Here is a 17,920-nt window from a genome sequence, read left to right on the forward strand (position 1 = left end):
CATGGCTTTCGACGCTACTTTCTTTGCCCTCGTCGGCCTTATCCTCTTCTTCGTGCTTCTGGCCTACCTGAAGGTTCCGGGAATGCTCGCAAAGTCGCTCGACGAGCGCGCGGAGAACATCCGCAACGAGCTTGCCGAAGCCAAGCGCCTTCGCGAGGAAGCGCAGCAGCTTCTGGCCGAATACCAGCGCAAGCGCAAGGAAGCCGAGGCCGACGCCGCTCAGATCGTCGCTGCCGCTGAACGGGAAGCAGCCATGCTGACCGAAGAGGCCAAACAGAAGACGGAGGAATTTGTTGCCCGCCGCAATGCCCTGTCGGAGCAGAAGATCAGGCAGGCCGAGGCTGACGCCATTGCTGCAGTTCGCTCCGCTGCCGTCGATCTCGCAATTGCCGCTGCTGAAAAGGTGATTGCGAGCAAGGCCGATGCCGGTACGCAGGAAACGCTGTTCAAAGACTCGCTCGGAAAAGTCCAGTCGCGACTGAACTGACTATCGGTAGCTGAATCGAAAAAGGGCCGTGCATTGCGCGGCCCTTTTTCGTTGCTCTGTCTGGGCAGGCTAGTCCGCAGCCTCATCCTTGCGGAGGGGGCGGAAGCTCATCCTGTGCAGCAGGCAGGGTCCGTGGGCTTCGATCCCCGCGCGATGCTGTGGCGTCGCATAGCCGGCATGGCTGTTGAACCCGTAGAGCGGGAAAACCTGGTGTGCCCGCGTCATCATCCGGTCTCGCGTGACCTTGGCGATGATCGACGCGGCTGCGATCGATACCGATCGGGCATCCCCCTGGATGACTGCACGTCCGGGGCAGCAGAGACCCTGTGGTACGTCCCGACCGTCTGCAAGAACATAGGCCGGTAGGATCGAAAGGCCGGCCACGGCCCGGCGCATCGCATCAAGGCTCGCGCGCAGGATGTTTCGCTCGTCGATGTGCCGGGGTCCCGAAGCGGCGATCGAGACATCGGCAGTGGCCATGATCGCTTCAAAGAGTTCCTCGCGCCGCGCAGCGGTCAGCTGCTTGGAATCATTGAGACCGTCGGGAATGTTGTTGGGATCGAGGATGACGGCTGCTGCGACAACAGGGCCTGCCAATGGGCCGCGGCCGGCTTCGTCCGTTCCTGCCACTGGCCAGTGGCCGGCATTGCGGGCGACAAGTTCCAGGCTGAAGTCCGGGACGAGCGGGACGTCATCGAACAGCATCGGAGAATCGGGGGACGTGCGAGCCAACATGGCGGCAGACTCGCACGCCCACCCGACCTCCTGCAAGCCCCGGCCGGTGTGATGCGGCACACTGTCCCGCCACGGGGAGGCGGGGCCGGGGTGTTTCGGATACGGAGGAGGCGGCATCCGCACCGAAATCTGGAGCAATCAAGAACCTTCGTTCGTCAGAGCAGCGACAGCTGGATCCCACCTCCATCCGGGCGGATGAAGAGATCATCGCGTAGCGGCAGGCCACGACGCCCCATGCCGAGCCGCTTCGTCGTCATGTCGAACCGGCGACCAATTTGCCACGCATAGGGGCCGGAGCCCTTCATCCGCTTGCCAAAGTCGGCGTCGTAATCCTTGCCGCCGCGCATCGAGCGCACCAGCGACATGACGTGCCGGTAGCGGTCGGGATAGTTGCGAAGCAGCCAGTCGCGAAACAGCGGGCTTACCTCCAACGGCAGGCGCAGAAGGACGTAGCTCGCTTCCCGGGCACCCGCCGCGTGCCCCGCGTCCAGGATGCGCTCGATCTCGTGGTCGTTCAGCGCCGGAATGATCGGAGCAACCATGACGGCGGTCGGAACACCCGCATCGTTCAATGCCCTGATCGCCTCTAGACGCTTGGTGGGCGTCGATGCGCGTGGCTCCATCGTCCGCGCCAGCTTCCTGTCGAGGGTGGTGACTGAAATGCCGACCTTCGCCAATCCTTTCGCGGCCATGTCCGAGAGGATGTCGAGGTCGCGCGCGATTAGCGCGGACTTCGTGACGATCGCAACCGGATGATTGGCCTTGTGAAGAACCTCCAGGATCTGACGCATGATCCGCCATTCGCGCTCGATCGGCTGGTAGGGATCGGTATTCGTGCCGATTGCGATGGCGCGGACCTTGTAGTCCGGGCGGCTGAGCTCGCGCTCCAGTAGCTTCGGCACGTCCGGCTTGGCGAAGAGCTTCGCCTCGAAGTCCAGCCCGGCGGACAATCCCATGAAGCTGTGGGTCGGGCGTGCAAAGCAATAGATGCAGCCGTGCTCGCAACCGCGATAGGGATTGATGGAGCGGTCGAAGGAGATATCGGGTGAATCGTTCCGCGTGATTGCCGTGCGGGGCTTTTCCACCTGCACGTCCGTCGTGAACGGTGCCAGTTCCTCAAGCGACTGCCACCCGTCGTCGAACGCCTCGCGCCGTTCCTGCTCGAACCGGCCGCTCGGATTCAGCCCGGCGCCGCGGCCGCGCCGCCGGTCGATCTCGATGCGAAGGCCTGAGGATTTCACCAGGCAATCGGCAATATCTGCCGTATGGGCAGGTGCGAAGGCATCCTGCCGCAGATGGGTCAGCTCATTCATGTGACGCTCCGAAGGGCCTTTCTGCTTGCCCGCCTGATTAAATTCCTAAGGCAGAAATGAGAACAATGCAAGAACAAACTTGGAGGAGTGGATGTGGAAAAGACGATGATGATACGATAGAAGCAGTCCATGCTGACTGTCTTGATGGAATGCAGGGACCATGAAGCCGAACTCGCCCAGACCCTTTCCGGTCTGGTTTCGGGTGCGGTGGAGGGGCTTGTCAGCGATGTAGCAGTCCTCGATCTAGGGTCCTCCGACGGCTCGGCAAGGGTCGCCGATGCGGCGGGATGCAGGTTTTACCGCGAGTGGGTTCTTTCCGATGTCCTGCTGGCTGCCCGAGGTGAATGGTTGCTCTTCATCGAGCCGGGTGCGCGTCTGCAGAAGGGATGGATCGACGAGGTGATGGAGTACATCGCGTCGGGCAGCAGGCCAGCCCGCTTCTCCCTTGCCCGCCATTGCCGCCGTCCGTTCCTGAAGCGACTCGTCGGGAGGGCGCAGCCGCTCGAGCACGGCGTCCTGCTGACGAAGCGGCAGGCGCTGAGCAACGTCGCGCCAGGAATGGACGTCAAAGCTCTGGTGAACGGGCTCAAGGCGGTCAGGCTGTCCAGCGAACTGATTCCCGCCCGCTCGCTGCGTGCGGCGGGTTGAGCCTCAGCCGGCCCCTCGCTTCAGGTGCTCGTCGAGGCGCGGCATGATCTCTATGAAGTTGCAGGGCATGTGCCTGTAGTCGAGCTGGGCCTCCAGGATGCCGTCCCAGGCGTCCTTGCAAGCACCGGGCGACCCTGGCAGGACAAAGATGAAGGTGGCGTTCGCCACCCCGCCGGTGGCCCTGGACTGGATGGTCGAGGTCCCGATCTTGTCATAGGAAATGCGGTGAAACACTTCCGAAAAGCCATCCATCCGCTTCTCGAACAGGGGCTCCAGCGCCTCCGGCGTGACATCCCGCCCCGTAAATCCGGTTCCGCCGGTCGTGATGACGACGTCGATCTGGGGATCGAGCGCCCATGTGCGCACCTGGGCGGCGATCTTCTCCTTGTCGTCGGTGACGATGGCGCGGGCCTTCAACACGTGCCCAGCCTTCTCGATCCGGGCGACGAGTGTATCCCCGGAACGGTCGTCATTCGGCGTGCGGGTATCGGAGACGGTCAGGACGGCAATGCCGACGGGGATGAAGGGACGGCTCTCGTCGATACGGTTCATGTCACGATCCGGCAATGGTTTCTGTCGAGGCAAAGTACCAGTCGGGCATTGCGGCCTGCAACATGCCCACGGCGTGATCGGCGCTTGGCCGGGAATCGAATATACCGAAGCACGTGGCGCCGGATCCTGACATGCGCGTCAGCACCGCACCTCGGCTTCGCAGGAGATCGCATAGTTCCCCAATCTCCGGCACCAGTTCGCTGGCAGGACCCTGGAGGTCATTCCGCGCGGCCGCGAGGCTCGATATCCAGTCGCATGGATCATTCAAGACCAGCCCCGGGTTCTGGCTGGACGCGAGGCGAGAGAACACCTCCGGCGTGGAGATGCCTCGCAGAGGATTGGCGAGCGCCATGGCAAAGCGCGGCATGGCCGTCAAAGGCGACAGCTTCTCGCCTATGCCGCTTGCGATCAAAGGTCTGCCTGCCAGGCACATGGGGACGTCCGCCCCGATCGACAGCGCCAGGGCCTCGATCTCGTCAGTGCCGACGCCGCCTGCGCTCCAGAGCCGCAAGAGCCCTCTCAGCGTCGCTGCCGCGTCAGCGGAACCGCCACCGATCCCGGATGCGACCGGCAGGTTCTTTTCGAGATGGATGGCGACGGCCGGGGCCTCGAAGCCTCTGGCTTGCAGCAGACGACGCAGTCCATCGCGCGCGCGGGCCACTAGATTGTCGGGGCCACCGGTGATGGCAGGGGCGAAGGGCCCCGACAGGCTCAGGCGATCCTCGTCGGCGAGCGAGAAGGTCAGATGATCGCCGATATCGGCAAAGGTAACGATGCTCTCTATCAGGTGATAGCCGTCCGGCCGCTGCCCGGTCACGTGAAGCGCCAGGTTGATCTTTGCCGGCGCAAGTTCGGTGACCGGGAGGTTTACCAGCTCCGCACCAGAACCATGCAAGGAGGGCCGCATGGCTGTCAGGATTTGTTGTCTGCCGGCGCGGGTGCAGGGGTCGCAGGCTCCTCCGGACGCTTGTCGGCGGTTGTCGCGGTTGGATCGAGCGGCGGCAGGCCCTTGTCGATCTTCTCCTTGATCTGGTCACGGTTGACGTCGTCGCCCTCGGAGATCAGTGCCCGGTTCCACTGGTAGACGGCTTCGAGCTTCCGGCCGACCCGCCAGTAGGCATCGCCCAGGTGGTCGTTGATCGTGGCGTCTCCGGCCCGCAACTGTACGGCCCGTTCCAGTTCCGCTACCGCATCCTCGAAACGACCCATGCGATAATAAGCCCAGCCGAGCGAATCGACGATATAGCCGTCGTCAGGACGAAGCTCGACCGCGCGGCGGATCATGTCGAGGCCCTCCTCGAGATTGCGGTTCATGTCGACCCAGGAGTAGCCGAGATAATTGAGGACCTGCGGCTGTTCCGGGTTCAGCTCCAGCGCCTTCTTGAAGTTTGGCTCTGCCTGATCCCATTTCTTCAGGCGCTCATAGGCAATTCCGCGCTGGAAGAAGATGGTCCAGTCACCCTGCTTGGGAACGGGTCCGATCACCTCTACGGCCTTGTCGTAGTTCGCCGCCATTTCCTTGTAGTCCTTGGCGTCGGACAGCACGCTGCCATAGGCGAGGTAGCTACGGAGGTCGGACGGGTCGGCAGCGATCAGCGCCTTGAGGTGCTGACGCGCCTCCTCGACCTTTTCGGAGCCGGCAAGGGCGAGCCCAAGCTGGAGTTCGGAAATCCGCCGCATGGGAGAATTGGCAGGCACCTTCTCGTAATAGCTGATCGCCTGCTCCGGCTTCTCAAGCTTCTCGGCGATCCCGCCGAGGAGGATCAGTGTGTCGGCGCTTTCCGGATCAAGCGCGTGCGAAACCTGCAGGTAGAGCGACACCATGTCCTCGGCGCCCTGGCGATTGAGCGCAGCGCCGATGGAAAACAGCACGGAGGCAGCGCCCTGCGAGGCGTCCGTTATCTGCTGGGCGGGCTTCTCGCCACTCTCGATGCTTTCGCGCAGGGCCTTTAGCGGCGCGTAGTTGCTGATCATCCCGTCACCGACGGAGATCGCATCGAGTCCCTTCTGCTTGTTGCCGGCGGCAGCCTCCAGCCGCGCAAGTGCCATGACGGCGCGCATGAACGTATCCGGCGCGGTTGCAACCGCTTCTTCGTTGGTGATGGCAGCCGTCAGGTGCGTCCTCGCGGCGTTCGTGTCGCCCGAGACGAGCGCCATCGTCCCCAGCTGGTAGTCGGTGAACACCTTGAACCAGTCCGGCCCCGTCATGTCACGAACGGTCTTGAGCGCTTTGCCTTCTTCCCCGGCGCCGACGTCAGCCCAAGCACTGATCAGGGTATGTGTCAGCTTGTCGAGGTCGTTCGGGCCGTTGTAAGCAAGCATCTTCTTCGCTTCGCCGAAACGGCCGTCGCGGATTGCGTCGAGGCCGCGCACGATCGTCGTAATCCGCTCGACCGCCTCGTCGTCCTTCAAAGCTTCTGCCTCGGCGAGCCCTTCCTCGAACTGCCCGTCTAGGAAGAGGGCGATCATCAGCCGCTCGCGGATCTCCAGATTGGCGGGGTCGAACTCAAGCGCCTTGCGGTAGAGGGTGATGGCGGTCGGGTAGTCATGATCGACATCGGCCGTCCGCGCGGCAAGGAACGCGCCTGCGAACGACTGCACCTTGGCAGGCTCGAAACTGGCCGCCTCTTCGGCGGGCTTCCCTTCGGGCGTCGCCGCATTCGGCGCGGCCGCAAGGAACAGGGCTGTCACCAGCGCTGTACCGCAAAGCAGGGAAAGCTTGGAAATCTGCCGCATCGAGGTGCCTTTCATCAGTATCCTGCACCGAGTGATTCACCGACAGCATGGCTTTTTTGGTACAGGACCGCAAGAAAGCCTGTTTTGTGCATGCGGTTCAGTTTACGCGCTGGATGGAGAAATCGATCACTTCCAGAAGCGCCGCCTTGTAGGGCGAGGCGGGCAGGGGAGCGAGTGCATCGCGGGCAATCGTGCCGTAATGGATGGCGCGCCCGATCGTATCGTTCAGCGCATCGTATTTCCGGATGAGGTCCAGCGCGTGCTGGAGGTTTTGCTCCGAACTGTCGCCTGCCTCGATGGCATTGCGCCAGAAATCCCGCTCTTCGGTGGTGCCGCGACGATAGGAAAGGATGACCGGCAGCGTGATCTTGCCCTCGCGGAAATCGTCACCGACATTCTTGCCGAGATCGGCGGCGGTCCCGCCATAGTCCAGCGCATCGTCCACCAGCTGGAAGGCAAGGCCAAGGTTCATCCCGTAGGACTTCAGCGCATTGCGGCCAGCCTTGTCGGCCTGCGCGATGATGGGGCCGACCTCGGCTGCGGCCGCAAACAGGGCTGCGGTCTTGGCGCGGATGACGGAGAGATAGTCATCCTCCGTCGTTTCCATGTTCTTGGCGACCGAAAGCTGCAAGACCTCGCCTTCTGCGATCACGGAGGCGGCCGTAGACAAGACGTCGAGTGCATCGAGCGAGCCGACATCGACCATCATCCGGAAGGCCTGTCCGAGGAGGAAATCCCCCACCAGCACGCTCGCCTGGTTGCCCCAGATCGTCCGCGCCGTGGACTTTCCGCGGCGGAGATCGCTTTCGTCCACCACGTCGTCATGCAGCAGCGTCGCGGTGTGCATGAACTCCACGCTGGTTGCGAGTTTGACATGGCTGTCGCCCTTATAGCCAAACATGGATGCCGCGGCGAGTGTAAGCATCGGACGCAGGCGCTTGCCACCGGAAGAGATCAGGTGGTTGGCCACTTCGGGGATCATCTGTACATCGGAACCGGCCTTGGACAGGATCAACTGGTTGACCCGCTCCATGTCGGCTTTCGTCAGGTCGACGAGGGGTTTGACGGAAGCCGGCTTCTTCTTTCCTTCTTCAAGCGGTACGACGACGCCCAAGGTTCCGGTCTCCTGTTCAAATTCACCCACGATCTGTAGAAGTGGCCTATACCGTCCCCGGCACGAATTGCCAAACATTGAAATGTGAACAGGGATCCATGCAGGAACTCATACGCACCAACGATGCCGTGCTTCTCTCCTACGCCGAAAGCCTGATCCGCGACGCAGGTATCCACTGCATGATCGCGGATCAGACTATGAGCATCCTTGAAGGCTCGCTCGGTCTTCTGCCGCGCCGCTTTCTCGTGGAGGATGACCGGGCGGACGAGGCGCGGCAGATTCTCAACGATGCGGGTCTCGGCGGGGAGCTGCGGGAGGCGCAGGCATGATCGAAACGGTCGATGCATTTCATCGCGGCCGTTTCCATGTGGTGCAGCCCAAGGGCGTGGGTCACCGGTCGGGGGTCGATGCCATGCTGCTGGCCTCGCTGGTGAATGCGAACGGCCCGGTCAGTGTGGCGGATTTCGGCGCCGGTGCGGGTGCTGCGGGCCTGGCCGTGGCCTCGAGGCTTTCTCAAGCGAGCGTGCTGCTGGTCGAGCGCTCGTCGGTGATGGCGGATTGCGCGAGGAAGACATTGTCGTTGCCGGAGAATGTCGCACTCGCCCCACGGGTGACCGTGCTGGAGGCGGACGTGACGAGCCGGGGGAAGGCTAGACTTGCCGCCGGGCTTGCGGACGATGTTCACGATCATGTCATCATGAACCCGCCGTTCAACGACCCTGCGGACCGCACCACGCCCGACGTCCTGAAGGCCGAGGCGCATGCAATGGCTGATGGTTTGTTCGAGGAATGGATCAGAACGGCCGGCGCCGTTCTGAAGCCGGGCGGCCAACTGTCCCTCATCGCGCGGCCGCAATCCGTCGCCGAGATCATCGCCGCCTGCGGTCGGCGCTTTGGGGGGCTGGAGATCACCGTCGTGCATCCGCGGCCGGCGGCGGATGCGACGAGGCTTCTTCTGACGGCGGTGAAGGGTTCTCGTGCCCGCCTGCTCTTCCGTCCTCCGCTTTTCCTCCACGGAGGAGACGGCCACGCCTTCACGCCCGAAGCAGACGCTCTGAACAACGGCCGCAGTGCAATCATCCGCCGAGGCTCGCCGAGACGCTGAAATGGCGGCGCTGCCATTGTGTTTCGCCCAACCGGTCATACATCTGCGGCAGTATTGTCGTGAACGAAGGGTTTGAGATGGCTGGTCTGTTGTCGCGTGTGTTGCCGAAGCGATTCCGCAAGGAGGGGACGGCGATCCCCGTGGTCCGGCTGCATGGTGTCATCATGACAGGCGGCAGCCAGTTCCGCCCGACCCTGAACATTGCGACCGTCGCTCCGGCGCTCGAGAAGGCTTTCTCGAAGAAGGATGCCCCGGCCGTGGCGATATCGATCAATTCGCCGGGCGGCTCGCCTGTCCAGTCTCGGCTGATCTACCAGCGCATCCGGGCGCTCGCCGAAGAGAAGAACAAGAAGGTCCTGATGTTCGTCGAGGACGTCGCGGCATCGGGCGGCTACATGATCGCGCTTGCGGGCGACGAGATATTCGTCGATCCGACCTCCATCGTCGGCTCGATCGGTGTCGTCTCCGGCGGCTTCGGCTTTCCCGAACTCCTGCGCAAGATCGGCGTAGAGCGGCGAGTTTACACGGCGGGCGAAAACAAGGTGATCCTCGATCCCTTCCAGCCCGAGAAGGAAGGCGACGTCGAATACCTGAAGACGCTGCAACTGGAGATCCACAAGGTCTTCATCGACATGGTGAAGGCGCGCCGCGGCAGCCGCCTGGCGGATGACGAGACGATCTTCTCCGGCCTGTTCTGGACCGGAGTCCGGGGCCTGGAACTGGGGCTCGTGGATGGTATGGGTGAAATGCGCGATACGCTGAAACGTCGCTTTGGCCCCAAGACACGGCTGGAGCTGGTCGGCGGTGCCCGCAACATCTTCGGCCGGCGTCTGCCCGGTGTGGTGCGCGGCAGTGCCGCAGGAGATATCGGTGCCGGCGCCGTAGCGGGCCTTGCCGAGACGCTGGAGGAGAAGGCATTGTGGGGTCGCTACGGAATGTAGGGTAAGGGGCGAGGCGGACCCATGGTACAACTGATCTTCTTCATACTGATCGTCGGCGGAGGTTGGCTGCTTTACAAGCGGTTCGTCGCCGATGCGGAGAAGCTCACATCGCGTTCCCGGGAACGTCGAAAGGAACAGGAGACGGGCGCGTTGGGTACGCTCGTGAAAGATCCGGAGACGGGCGAGTATCGGGTCAAGCGCGATGACGAGTGATGGCGGCTGCCCGCGCGGCATAAATCCTTGACCCTTGCGGCTCTGCGTGGCACTCGTCCGCATCATTTGTAGAGATGCCGGCTGTATTCATGACCGATCTTCCCGACCACATGTCCCCGACCCGCTCCTTCCAGGGGCTGATCCTCGCGCTGCACAACTACTGGGCCGACAAGGGCTGCGCCGTGCTGCAGCCCTACGACATGGAGGTTGGTGCCGGCACCTTCCATCCCGCGACCACACTTAGAGCACTTGGGCCGAAACCGTGGAAGGCAGCCTACGTCCAGCCATCGCGGCGTCCCTCGGATGGCCGCTACGGTGAGAACCCTAACCGGCTGCAGCACTATTACCAGTACCAGGTCATCCTGAAGCCAAACCCGTCCAACCTGCAGGAGCTCTATCTGGGCTCGCTGAAGGCGATCGGTCTCGACCCACTGCTGCACGACGTGCGCTTCGTCGAGGACGACTGGGAAAGCCCGACGCTTGGAGCCTGGGGCCTCGGCTGGGAATGCTGGTGCGATGGCATGGAGGTGTCGCAGTTCACCTATTTCCAGCAGGTCTGCGGGATCGAGTGCTCGCCGGTTGCGGGAGAACTGACCTACGGTCTCGAACGCCTCGCCATGTACGTCCAGGGCGTCGACAATGTCTACGACCTGAACTTCAACGGCCGCGAGGGCGAGGAGAAGATTTCCTACGGCGACGTTTTCCTCCAGGCGGAGCAGGAGTACTCCCGGCACAATTTCGAATATGCCGATACGGCCATGCTGCACCGTCACTTCATCGACGCCGAGAAGGAATGCCAGGCGCTGCTCGCTGCCGGAGCTCCCGGTGCGAATGCCAACCAGATGCTGCACAAGTGCGTCTTCCCCGCCTATGACCAGTGCATCAAGGCAAGCCACGTCTTCAACCTGCTGGATGCCCGCGGCGTGATCTCCGTTACCGAACGCCAGAGCTATATCCTGCGCGTCCGCACCCTCGCCAAGGCCTGCGGCGAAGCCTTCCTGCTGACCGAAGCTGGCGGCGCACAAACCGGCCGAGAGGCAGCCTGACACCAGCGTTTGACGCTATTGGAAAAGCTTTCTAGTGTCCGCCCGAGCTTACTGTCTCGGGGGACACTCGGATGTATATCCTGCTTGCCATCGTCGTACTCGTCGTTCTGTACGGCATCTTTCTCTACAACAGCCTCGTCAAGTCGCGGCAGATGGCGGAGGAAGCCTGGTCCGGCATCGACGTCCAGCTCAAGCGTCGCGCCGACCTGATCCCCAACCTGATAGAGACGGTGAAGGGCTATGCGGCCCATGAGAAATCCACCTTCGAGGAGGTCGTGGAACTGCGCAACCGCGCCCAGGCGGTCCCTGCGGGTGATGTAGCGGCGCGCGCCCAGGCGGAAGGCCTTCTATCGCAGGCGCTCGGCAAGCTCTTCGCACTCGCCGAGGCCTATCCGGACCTCAAGGCGAACCAGAACTTCCTGGAATTGCAGAACTCGCTGGAAACGATCGAGCACGAGATCCAGATGTCGCGCCGCTACTACAATGGTGCTGCACGTAACCTCAACGTAAAGGTCGAAAGCGTGCCGTCCAACATCATTGCGAACCAGTTCGGCTTCTCCAAGCGAGAGTATTTCGAGATAGAAGACCCCGCCGATCGCGCCGTACCCGCCGTCAAGTTCTGAGGCTTGCCGATCATGTTGCGCCTGCTCCTGCCGGTTCTCATCTGGTTCGCGACGACCCTGTCGGCGGGCGCGGCGGAGTTCATCCGCTCCTACCATTCCGACATCCAGGTTGCCGCAGATGGTGGGCTGACCGTTTCCGAGACCATTACCGTGAATGCCGAGGGCGATGACATTCGCCGCGGGATCTTCCGCGACTTTCCGCTGACCATGGAGGATGATGAGGGACGGACGATCCGCGTTGGCTTCGACGTCATCTCCGTCACCCGCGATGGAGAGCCGGAAGACTGGCATACGGAATCCATCTCCGGCGGCATCCGTATCTATACCGGCTCACAGGACGTCTTCCTCGACCACGGCGAACACACCTACGTCATCACCTACCGCACCGACCGCCAGATCCGTTATTTCGGCGATCACGACGAGCTCTACTGGAACGTCACCGGCAATGGCTGGATGTTCCGCATCGATCAGGCTTCGGCGCGTGTAACGCTTCCGGACGGCGCAGCGGTGACGGAAACCGTTGCCTATACCGGGCCCCTGGGTGCCGCCGACACGGACGCCAACATGCGGGTGAACGGCAACACCGCCGTCTTCTCGACCACCAAACCGCTCGCGCCGAACGAGGGCCTCACGATCGTTGTTGGAATTCCGAAGGGCGTGATTGCACCGCCTTCAGCCGCCGACCAGCGAAGCTGGTGGCTGCGCGACAACATCAACGCAATCCTCGGCTTCGGCGGCCTGGCGCTCGTTGCGCTCTACTATGCCCGCAACTGGAGCCGGGTGGGACGAGACCCCGCCGGCGGCGTCATGGTGCCGCGCTGGGACCCGCCTGAGGGCCTTTCACCGGCGCTGGTGAACTACGTCGACAACAAGGGCTTCTCCGGCGGCGGCTGGACGGCACTCTCCGCCAGCGCCATCGATCTTGCCGTTAAGGGCTATGTGACGCTGGAGGACCTCAAGGACTCCATCACGATCCGCAGGACTGACAAGAGGACGCAGGGGCCTCTGCCTGCGGGGCAGGCAGCGCTGTTGAAGAATATCGGCGCCCCTGGCGAGCAGCTGATCATCGACAAGGCGAACGGTACCGAAGTTCAGACGGTCGGGACGAATTTTCGCCGCGCCATCGAGAAGGAGCATCGCGGCAAGTATTACCGCGCCAACACCGGCTACGTCATCGGCGGCATCGCGCTCAGCGTGGCAGCCCTGGTTCTCCTGTTCCTGTTCGGCGACATCGAGCCCGACCTGATCTTCGTCTTCATGGTCCCAGTGTTCTTTGCCGTCTTCTTCGGTGGCTTCGCGGTCAGCCTCGGCAAGAACCTCCGGCGCGGCAGTTCCATATTCTCCAAGATCATCGCTGTCGTGATTCTCGGCTTCATCGGTCTCGTTGCGATTTCTGCCATTTCGACCGTCCTTGTCGTGACACTCGCTGATCTGTCAGGCAGCGGCCACTGGCCGCTTCTGGTGTCCGTCGGCGGCATCGTGCTGATCAACGTTATCTTCTTCTTTCTGCTGGGCGCGCCGACGCCGCTCGGCCGCCGGTTGATGGACGGGATCGAGGGACTGCGCACCTATCTGACCCTCGCGGAGAAGGATCGGATGAACATGGCCGGCGCCCCTGAGATGTCGCCGCAGCATTTCGAGACGCTTCTGCCCTATGCCGTAGCGCTCGGCGTGGAAAAGCCGTGGAGCCGTGCCTTCGAGACGTGGCTGGCAACGGCCGCCGCGGGGGCGGCAGCCGCATCCTATTCGCCGGCCTGGTATGAAGGCCAGGGCATCGGCCATTTCGGAGATCGCATTGGCGGTTTCTCGTCGTCCATGGCCTCGACCATCGCCTCCACGATCCCCGCCCCGAAATCCAGTTCCTCGTCATCGGGCTTCTCCTCCGGCGGTGGCTTTTCCGGCGGTGGCGGCGGCGGTGGTGGCGGCGGCGGCTGGTAGTTCCGGACCGGTTTGCCCAAGACCAATGATGACATTTCCGGGCAGGCTTGCTAAGTCCGCCCGACCCTTTCAAGCGCAAAGACAATCATCATGCCCGATCTGCTTCTTGAACTCCGTTCCGAGGAAATTCCGGCCCGCATGCAGCGTAAGGCGGCGGGCGACCTCAAGAAACTCGTGACCGATGCGCTGGTGGAGGCAGGACTGACCTATGAGGGTGCGCGCGAGTACTGGACGCCGCGCCGGCTGGCGCTCGACATTCGCGGCCTGACGGCGCGTTCGGCGGATCAGCGCGAGGAGATCAAGGGACCCTCCACCAAGGCGCCGGAACAGGCGGTGCAGGGCTTTCTGCGCAAGGCGGGCCTTTCGTCGGTCTCCGAAGCACAGGTCGTCAGCGATCCCAAGAAGGGCGACTTCTACGTCGCGGTCCTTTCGAAACCCGGCCGTGCCGCCGAAGAGATCATCGCCGATGTGATGCCCGGCATCATCCGCAACTTCCCCTGGCCGAAGTCCATGCGCTGGGGAGCGGCCTCCATGCCGAAGGGCGCGCGCTTCGCCGGCACCGAGGGCAAAGGATCGGAAAGCCTGCGCTGGGTGCGCCCGCTGCAGTCGATCGTCTGCGTCTTTGGGCCGGAGCACGATGAAACGCAGGTCATCCCCTTCGAGATCGACGGGCTGGTGGCTGGCAATGTCACCTACGGCCACCGCTTCCATGCGCCGGGCGCCATTACCGTGCGCCGGTTCGATGATTACGTCAGAAGCCTTGAGAAGGCCAAGGTGATGCTCGATGCGGAGCGGCGAAAGGACGTGATCCTGCACGACGCCCGCGATGTTGCTTTCGCGAACGGTCTTGAACTGGTCGAGGACGAGGGGCTGCTCGAAGAAGTGTCCGGCCTCGTCGAATGGCCGCATGTTCTGATGGGCGAGTTCGAGCAGGAATATCTGGAGATCCCGGCGGAGATCATCCGCCTGACGATCAAGACGAACCAGAAGTGCTTCGTCACCCGCCGCCAAGGCGGGGAGGGGCTCTCCAACCGCTTCATCCTCGTCTCCAATATCGAGGCAAAGGATGGCGGCAGGGAGATCATCCACGGCAACGGCAAGGTCGTCCGCGCCCGCCTCTCGGACGCCAAGCATTTCTGGACGCGCGACCAGGGCGACCTTCCGGATCTTCAGGACCTGAAGCCTTCGGCCGAGAAGTTCGGCCTCGACCTGAAGAAGCCGCTCGACCAGCGCATGGCGAAGCTCGATGCGCTGAACGTCACCTTCCATGCCAAGCTCGGCACGCAAGGAGAGCGTGTAAGCCGCATCCGCGCGCTGGCGAAGGAACTGGCGGCGGTCACTGGCGCCGACGCAGCGCTGGTCGATCGCGCGGTCGTGCTGGCCAAGGCCGACCTGCGGACTGAAGCTGTGGGAGAGTTCCCGGAGCTGCAGGGACTGATGGGCCGCCGCTATGCTGCGCTGCAGGGGGAACATGCCTCTGTCGCTGCCGCCATCGAGGATCATTACAAGCCACAAGGCCCTTCCGACCGCGTGCCGGACGACAAGGTGGCGATCGCAGCGGCACTGGCCGACAAGCTCGACACGCTGGTCGGCTTCTGGGCGATCGATGAGAAACCCACGGGTTCGAAGGATCCGTATGCGCTGCGCCGCGCTGCACTGGGCGTTGTGCGCATCCTGCTGGAGCGGAATGTTCGACTCCGATTGATCCAGCCGTTGGTTCGATCTGGCCGGTATATTATGGCGCAACTATTGCACGCTGAAGCCAGCAAAGTAGAGACACAGATGCTTGCCCCGATGCGCATGATGGAAGAGTTGTCCGGAACCGGGTTGCTCAGCAAGCTGACCGAGTTATCGCAAAATGCTTCTAATCTCATGCTTAGCGCATCTGACGAGATACCGCCTCAGTCTTGGGAGATCAGTCGTACTTTAGACCTCCTCACCTTCTTCCACGATCGCCTCAAGGTCTACCTTCGCGACCAAGGCGCCCGCCACGACATCATCGATTCGGTGCTGACGCCGGAGGCAGACGACCTGCTGATGGTTGCGCGCCGCGCCGAGGCGCTGACGGCTTTCATCACTTCGGAGGACGGAAAGAACCTGCTGGCCGGCACCAAGCGCGCCACGCAGCTTCTCGCGGCCGAAGAGAAGAAGGGAACCGTGGTCGCCGATGGCGTCTCGGGAGAACTCCTGCGCCTCGACGCCGAAAAGGCGTTGTGGAGCGCGATCACGTCGGCCTCCAGTGAGGCTTCGCAAGCCGTCGAGCGCCAAGACTTCCGCTCTGCCATGCAGGCCCTGTCGAAGCTGCGGGCGCCGGTCGACCGGTTCTTCGAGGACGTGCTGGTGAATGACGGAGACACGGCCATCCGCGCCAACCGGCTGGCGCTCTTGAAGGCCATCCGCGAAGCGACCGGAACGGTCGCAGATTTCTCAAAGATCGCTGGCTGACGAACTCCGAGAATGAACAAAGCCGCCGGCGGTCCGGCGGCTTGCCGTCTGATGGGAGACTGACCGAAATCCCGCTAGGCGTGACGCGGCTCTTTGCCTGTCAAACGCCAGTTCCGACGTTTGTCAGCGTGCGCTGAGCCGTAGCGTGAATGCGTCGAGATCGATCGCCGCTGCCGAGGCCGTCATGCCGGCTTCGACCGCACCGACGGTTGCGGTATGGTCAATGCCATCCTGTCCCGCAGCGCCGGCAACGGCGGTGCCGCCCCGTTCGATCATCCAATCCCGCATCTTGCTGACATGCACGACCGGCGAGCCGCCGAGCCATGCATCTGTGCGGACGATCTTCTTCTCGCCGTCGATCTCGACGATCTCGATCTTCTGCGGTCCGGTTTCAAGAACCGGCACACGGTAGCGGGATTGTTCTTCCTTCGAGGCCGGAGGCGGGCAGCCAGTGCAGCTCTTCGTGATGACGCTTCCGCGTTCGCCATGGACGCTGAGCGGCGTGATCGAAGAGGCTAGCGCCTGTGCACTCGCCAGGATCAGGGCACTCGTCAGCAGAAAACGCATGGCACGACTCCTCTCATGTCAGAGGAGGTCTACCGCCTTAGGATTGCGATCCCGTCAGCAAAACTGGTTAAGCTTCTGTAAAGAGATCTATCGGCGATCGATGGCTCGCCAACCGATGTCGCGGCGGCAGAAGCCATTGTCCCAGGGGACTTGGTCCACTAGCGCATAGGCCTTCGCCTGCGCTTCGGCGACGGTCCTGCCCGTGGCGGTCACATTCAATACCCGTCCGCCGGTTGCAACCAGTCCGCCGTCCTTCAGTGCCGTTCCGGCATGGAAGATCTTCGCGTCGTCGCCTGTCTTGGGAAGTGGACCGATCGGCGTGTTCTTCTCGTAGGACCCGGGATAACCCTTCGATGCCATCACCACGGTGAGCGCAACGTCGTCCGACCACTCGGCAGAAACCTGGTCGAGTGTGCCGGTCGCTGCCGCATGAAGGAGGGGCAGGAGGTCGCTCTTCAGCCGCATCATCAGCACTTGGCATTCCGGGTCGCCGAAGCGGACATTGTATTCGATGAGTTCGGGCCCCTTCTCGGTGATCATCAGCCCCGCGAAGAAGACGCCGGTAAAGGGGTGGCCCATCTCGGCCATGCCGCGGATGGTCGGCTCGATGATCTCCTTCATCGCCCGCTCCACCATATCGGATGTCATTACCGGAGCGGGCGAATAGGCGCCCATCCCACCGGTATTGGGCCCGGTGTCTCCATCGCCGACCCGTTTGTGGTCTTGTGCAGTCGCAAGCGCTAGCGCCGTCTTGCCGTCCGACAGGCAGAAGAAGCTCGCCTCCTCGCCGTCGAGGAATGCTTCGACCACCACTTCGGCACCAGCCGCTCCGAACGCGCCGGAGAAGCAGTCGTCGATAGCAGCGATGGCCTCATCGATCGTCATCGCCACGGTGACGCCCTTGCCGGCGGCAAGCCCATCGGCCTTGATGACGATGGGAGCACCCTGGTCCCGGACATAGGCCTTGGCCGCATCCGCATCGGTAAAGCGCTCGTAGGCGCCGGTCGGGATGCCGTAGCGGGCGCAGAGGTCCTTGGTGAAGCCCTTGGAACCTTCCAGTTGCGCGGCGGCTGCGGAGGGGCCGAAGGTCGCGATCCCGGCATCCCGCAGTCGATCGGCAAGCCCGGCGACCAGTGGCGCCTCCGGCCCGACGACGACGAAACCGATGCCTTCGCTGCGGCAGAAATCCACGACCGCAGTCTGATCGTCTACATCGAGCGTAACGAGTTCCGCATGTTCGCCAATCCCCGGATTGCCGGGCGCGGCAAAGAGCTTGGTGAGCTTGGGCGACTGGGTAAGCTTCCAGGCCAGCGCATGTTCGCGTCCACCGGAGCCGATCAGCAGAACCTTCATCTCTCGCCCTCTCTTGATGCCTCACCGGGCGGTTAAGGGGAGGGGGGCGAAAGGTCAAGCGCATCCTGTGGAATCCCGCCTCGTCACGTTGCCATGCCGCAAAG

Annotated in this window: 18 protein-coding genes; 10 read left to right on the plus strand and 8 right to left on the minus strand. The window is 62.9% G+C overall.

Going from position 1 to position 17,920, the window contains the following annotated elements; translation table 11 throughout:
* Position 1: 1 nt before the first annotated feature.
* Positions 2–487, plus strand: a complete 486-nt coding sequence (locus FN060_RS21975) for a F0F1 ATP synthase subunit B (RefSeq protein ID WP_142590040.1) — start codon at positions 2–4, stop codon at positions 485–487.
* 69 nt (positions 488–556) lie between these two features.
* Here the strand turns inward: FN060_RS21975 and FN060_RS21980 are convergent, their stop codons facing one another.
* Positions 557–1,222: a ribonuclease HII gene (locus FN060_RS21980; protein WP_142590041.1), complete on the minus strand. Its 666-nt coding sequence runs from the start codon at positions 1,220–1,222 to the stop codon at positions 557–559.
* Between the two features lie 155 nt (positions 1,223–1,377).
* Entirely contained in the window at positions 1,378–2,535 is a 1,158-nt protein-coding gene (locus tag FN060_RS21985) for a PA0069 family radical SAM protein (RefSeq protein ID WP_142590042.1), read from the minus strand.
* Between the two features lie 129 nt (positions 2,536–2,664).
* Between FN060_RS21985 and FN060_RS21990 the strand changes: the two genes are divergently transcribed.
* Positions 2,665–3,183 carry a glycosyltransferase family protein gene (locus FN060_RS21990; protein ID WP_142590043.1) on the plus strand — a complete coding sequence of 173 codons (519 nt, stop codon included), beginning with the start codon at positions 2,665–2,667 and terminating at the stop codon, positions 3,181–3,183.
* Between the two features lie 3 nt (positions 3,184–3,186).
* Here the strand turns inward: FN060_RS21990 and moaB are convergent, their stop codons facing one another.
* From moaB to FN060_RS22010, 4 genes are all read right to left on the minus strand, one after another.
* Positions 3,187–3,735, minus strand: a complete 549-nt coding sequence (gene moaB, locus FN060_RS21995; RefSeq protein WP_142590044.1) for a molybdenum cofactor biosynthesis protein B — start codon at positions 3,733–3,735, stop codon at positions 3,187–3,189.
* A gap of 1 nt (position 3,736) precedes the next feature.
* Positions 3,737–4,630 carry a 4-(cytidine 5'-diphospho)-2-C-methyl-D-erythritol kinase gene (locus tag FN060_RS22000; protein WP_244665911.1) on the minus strand — a complete coding sequence of 298 codons (894 nt, stop codon included), beginning with the start codon at positions 4,628–4,630 and terminating at the stop codon, positions 3,737–3,739.
* Between the two features lie 17 nt (positions 4,631–4,647).
* Positions 4,648–6,471, minus strand: coding sequence for a tetratricopeptide repeat protein (locus FN060_RS22005; RefSeq protein WP_142590150.1), 1,824 nt, complete (start codon positions 6,469–6,471; stop codon positions 4,648–4,650).
* Between the two features lie 97 nt (positions 6,472–6,568).
* Positions 6,569–7,585 (minus strand): polyprenyl synthetase family protein, encoded by a 1,017-nt coding sequence (locus tag FN060_RS22010; protein ID WP_142590046.1) that lies wholly within the window; start codon positions 7,583–7,585, stop codon positions 6,569–6,571.
* 98 nt (positions 7,586–7,683) lie between these two features.
* On the opposite strand from FN060_RS22010, the gene FN060_RS22015 reads away from it, so the two are divergent.
* From FN060_RS22015 to glyS, 8 genes are all read left to right on the plus strand, one after another.
* Positions 7,684–7,914: a putative signal transducing protein gene (locus FN060_RS22015; protein WP_052637155.1), complete on the plus strand. Its 231-nt coding sequence runs from the start codon at positions 7,684–7,686 to the stop codon at positions 7,912–7,914.
* Positions 7,911–8,690, plus strand: a complete 780-nt coding sequence (locus tag FN060_RS22020) for a tRNA1(Val) (adenine(37)-N6)-methyltransferase (protein ID WP_142590047.1) — start codon at positions 7,911–7,913, stop codon at positions 8,688–8,690. The genes FN060_RS22015 and FN060_RS22020 overlap by 4 nt, the downstream gene beginning before the upstream one ends.
* 77 nt (positions 8,691–8,767) lie before the next feature.
* Entirely contained in the window at positions 8,768–9,631 is an 864-nt protein-coding gene (locus FN060_RS22025) for a S49 family peptidase (protein ID WP_142590048.1), read from the plus strand.
* Positions 9,632–9,652: 21 nt separating this feature from the next.
* Positions 9,653–9,844 carry a hypothetical protein gene (locus FN060_RS22030; RefSeq protein ID WP_052637158.1) on the plus strand — a complete coding sequence of 64 codons (192 nt, stop codon included), beginning with the start codon at positions 9,653–9,655 and terminating at the stop codon, positions 9,842–9,844.
* A 110-nt stretch (positions 9,845–9,954) separates the two neighbouring features.
* Positions 9,955–10,890, plus strand: coding sequence for a glycine--tRNA ligase subunit alpha (locus FN060_RS22035; RefSeq protein ID WP_142590151.1), 936 nt, complete (start codon positions 9,955–9,957; stop codon positions 10,888–10,890).
* Positions 10,891–10,961: 71 nt separating this feature from the next.
* Positions 10,962–11,513, plus strand: a complete 552-nt coding sequence (locus FN060_RS22040) for a LemA family protein (protein ID WP_142590049.1) — start codon at positions 10,962–10,964, stop codon at positions 11,511–11,513.
* Positions 11,514–11,525: 12 nt separating this feature from the next.
* Positions 11,526–13,451, plus strand: coding sequence for a DUF2207 domain-containing protein (locus FN060_RS22045; RefSeq protein WP_142590050.1), 1,926 nt, complete (start codon positions 11,526–11,528; stop codon positions 13,449–13,451).
* 90 nt (positions 13,452–13,541) lie between these two features.
* Positions 13,542–15,896, plus strand: a complete 2,355-nt coding sequence (gene glyS / locus FN060_RS22050) for a glycine--tRNA ligase subunit beta (protein WP_142590051.1) — start codon at positions 13,542–13,544, stop codon at positions 15,894–15,896.
* A gap of 123 nt (positions 15,897–16,019) precedes the next feature.
* Here glyS and FN060_RS22055 read toward each other — a convergent pair whose 3' ends face one another.
* Together FN060_RS22055 and purD are read right to left on the minus strand one after the other, a co-directional pair.
* Complete coding sequence (locus tag FN060_RS22055) at positions 16,020–16,463, minus strand: plant virulence effector HPE1-like domain-containing protein (protein ID WP_142590052.1); 444 nt, start codon at positions 16,461–16,463, stop codon at positions 16,020–16,022.
* Positions 16,464–16,550: 87 nt separating this feature from the next.
* Entirely contained in the window at positions 16,551–17,816 is a 1,266-nt protein-coding gene (gene purD, locus FN060_RS22060; RefSeq protein WP_142590053.1) for a phosphoribosylamine--glycine ligase, read from the minus strand.
* Between the last annotated feature and the right edge of the window lie 104 nt (positions 17,817–17,920).

It is taken from the genome of Pseudorhizobium halotolerans, assembly GCF_902153235.2.
In the GTDB taxonomy this organism is placed as follows: Bacteria; Pseudomonadota; Alphaproteobacteria; order Rhizobiales; family Rhizobiaceae; genus Neorhizobium; species Neorhizobium flavum.

Excerpts from the sequence above, each read along its gene's own strand:
- FN060_RS21975 (WP_142590040.1), top strand. The coding sequence starts at position 2 with ATGGCTTTCGACGCTACTTTCTTTGCCCTCGTCGGCCTTATCCTCTTC.
- FN060_RS21980 (WP_142590041.1), bottom strand. The coding sequence starts at position 1,222 with ATGTTGGCTCGCACGTCCCCCGATTCTCCGATGCTGTTCGATGACGTC.
- FN060_RS21985 (WP_142590042.1), bottom strand. The coding sequence starts at position 2,535 with ATGAATGAGCTGACCCATCTGCGGCAGGATGCCTTCGCACCTGCCCAT.
- FN060_RS21990 (WP_142590043.1), top strand. The coding sequence starts at position 2,665 with ATGCTGACTGTCTTGATGGAATGCAGGGACCATGAAGCCGAACTCGCC.
- moaB (WP_142590044.1), bottom strand. The coding sequence starts at position 3,735 with ATGAACCGTATCGACGAGAGCCGTCCCTTCATCCCCGTCGGCATTGCC.
- FN060_RS22005 (WP_142590150.1), bottom strand. The coding sequence starts at position 6,471 with ATGCGGCAGATTTCCAAGCTTTCCCTGCTTTGCGGTACAGCGCTGGTG.
- FN060_RS22015 (WP_052637155.1), top strand. The coding sequence starts at position 7,684 with ATGCAGGAACTCATACGCACCAACGATGCCGTGCTTCTCTCCTACGCC.
- FN060_RS22020 (WP_142590047.1), top strand. The coding sequence starts at position 7,911 with ATGATCGAAACGGTCGATGCATTTCATCGCGGCCGTTTCCATGTGGTG.
- FN060_RS22025 (WP_142590048.1), top strand. The coding sequence starts at position 8,768 with ATGGCTGGTCTGTTGTCGCGTGTGTTGCCGAAGCGATTCCGCAAGGAG.
- FN060_RS22030 (WP_052637158.1), top strand. The coding sequence starts at position 9,653 with ATGGTACAACTGATCTTCTTCATACTGATCGTCGGCGGAGGTTGGCTG.
- FN060_RS22035 (WP_142590151.1), top strand. The coding sequence starts at position 9,955 with ATGTCCCCGACCCGCTCCTTCCAGGGGCTGATCCTCGCGCTGCACAAC.
- FN060_RS22040 (WP_142590049.1), top strand. The coding sequence starts at position 10,962 with ATGTATATCCTGCTTGCCATCGTCGTACTCGTCGTTCTGTACGGCATC.
- FN060_RS22045 (WP_142590050.1), top strand. The coding sequence starts at position 11,526 with ATGTTGCGCCTGCTCCTGCCGGTTCTCATCTGGTTCGCGACGACCCTG.
- glyS (WP_142590051.1), top strand. The coding sequence starts at position 13,542 with ATGCCCGATCTGCTTCTTGAACTCCGTTCCGAGGAAATTCCGGCCCGC.
- FN060_RS22055 (WP_142590052.1), bottom strand. The coding sequence starts at position 16,463 with ATGCGTTTTCTGCTGACGAGTGCCCTGATCCTGGCGAGTGCACAGGCG.
- purD (WP_142590053.1), bottom strand. The coding sequence starts at position 17,816 with ATGAAGGTTCTGCTGATCGGCTCCGGTGGACGCGAACATGCGCTGGCC.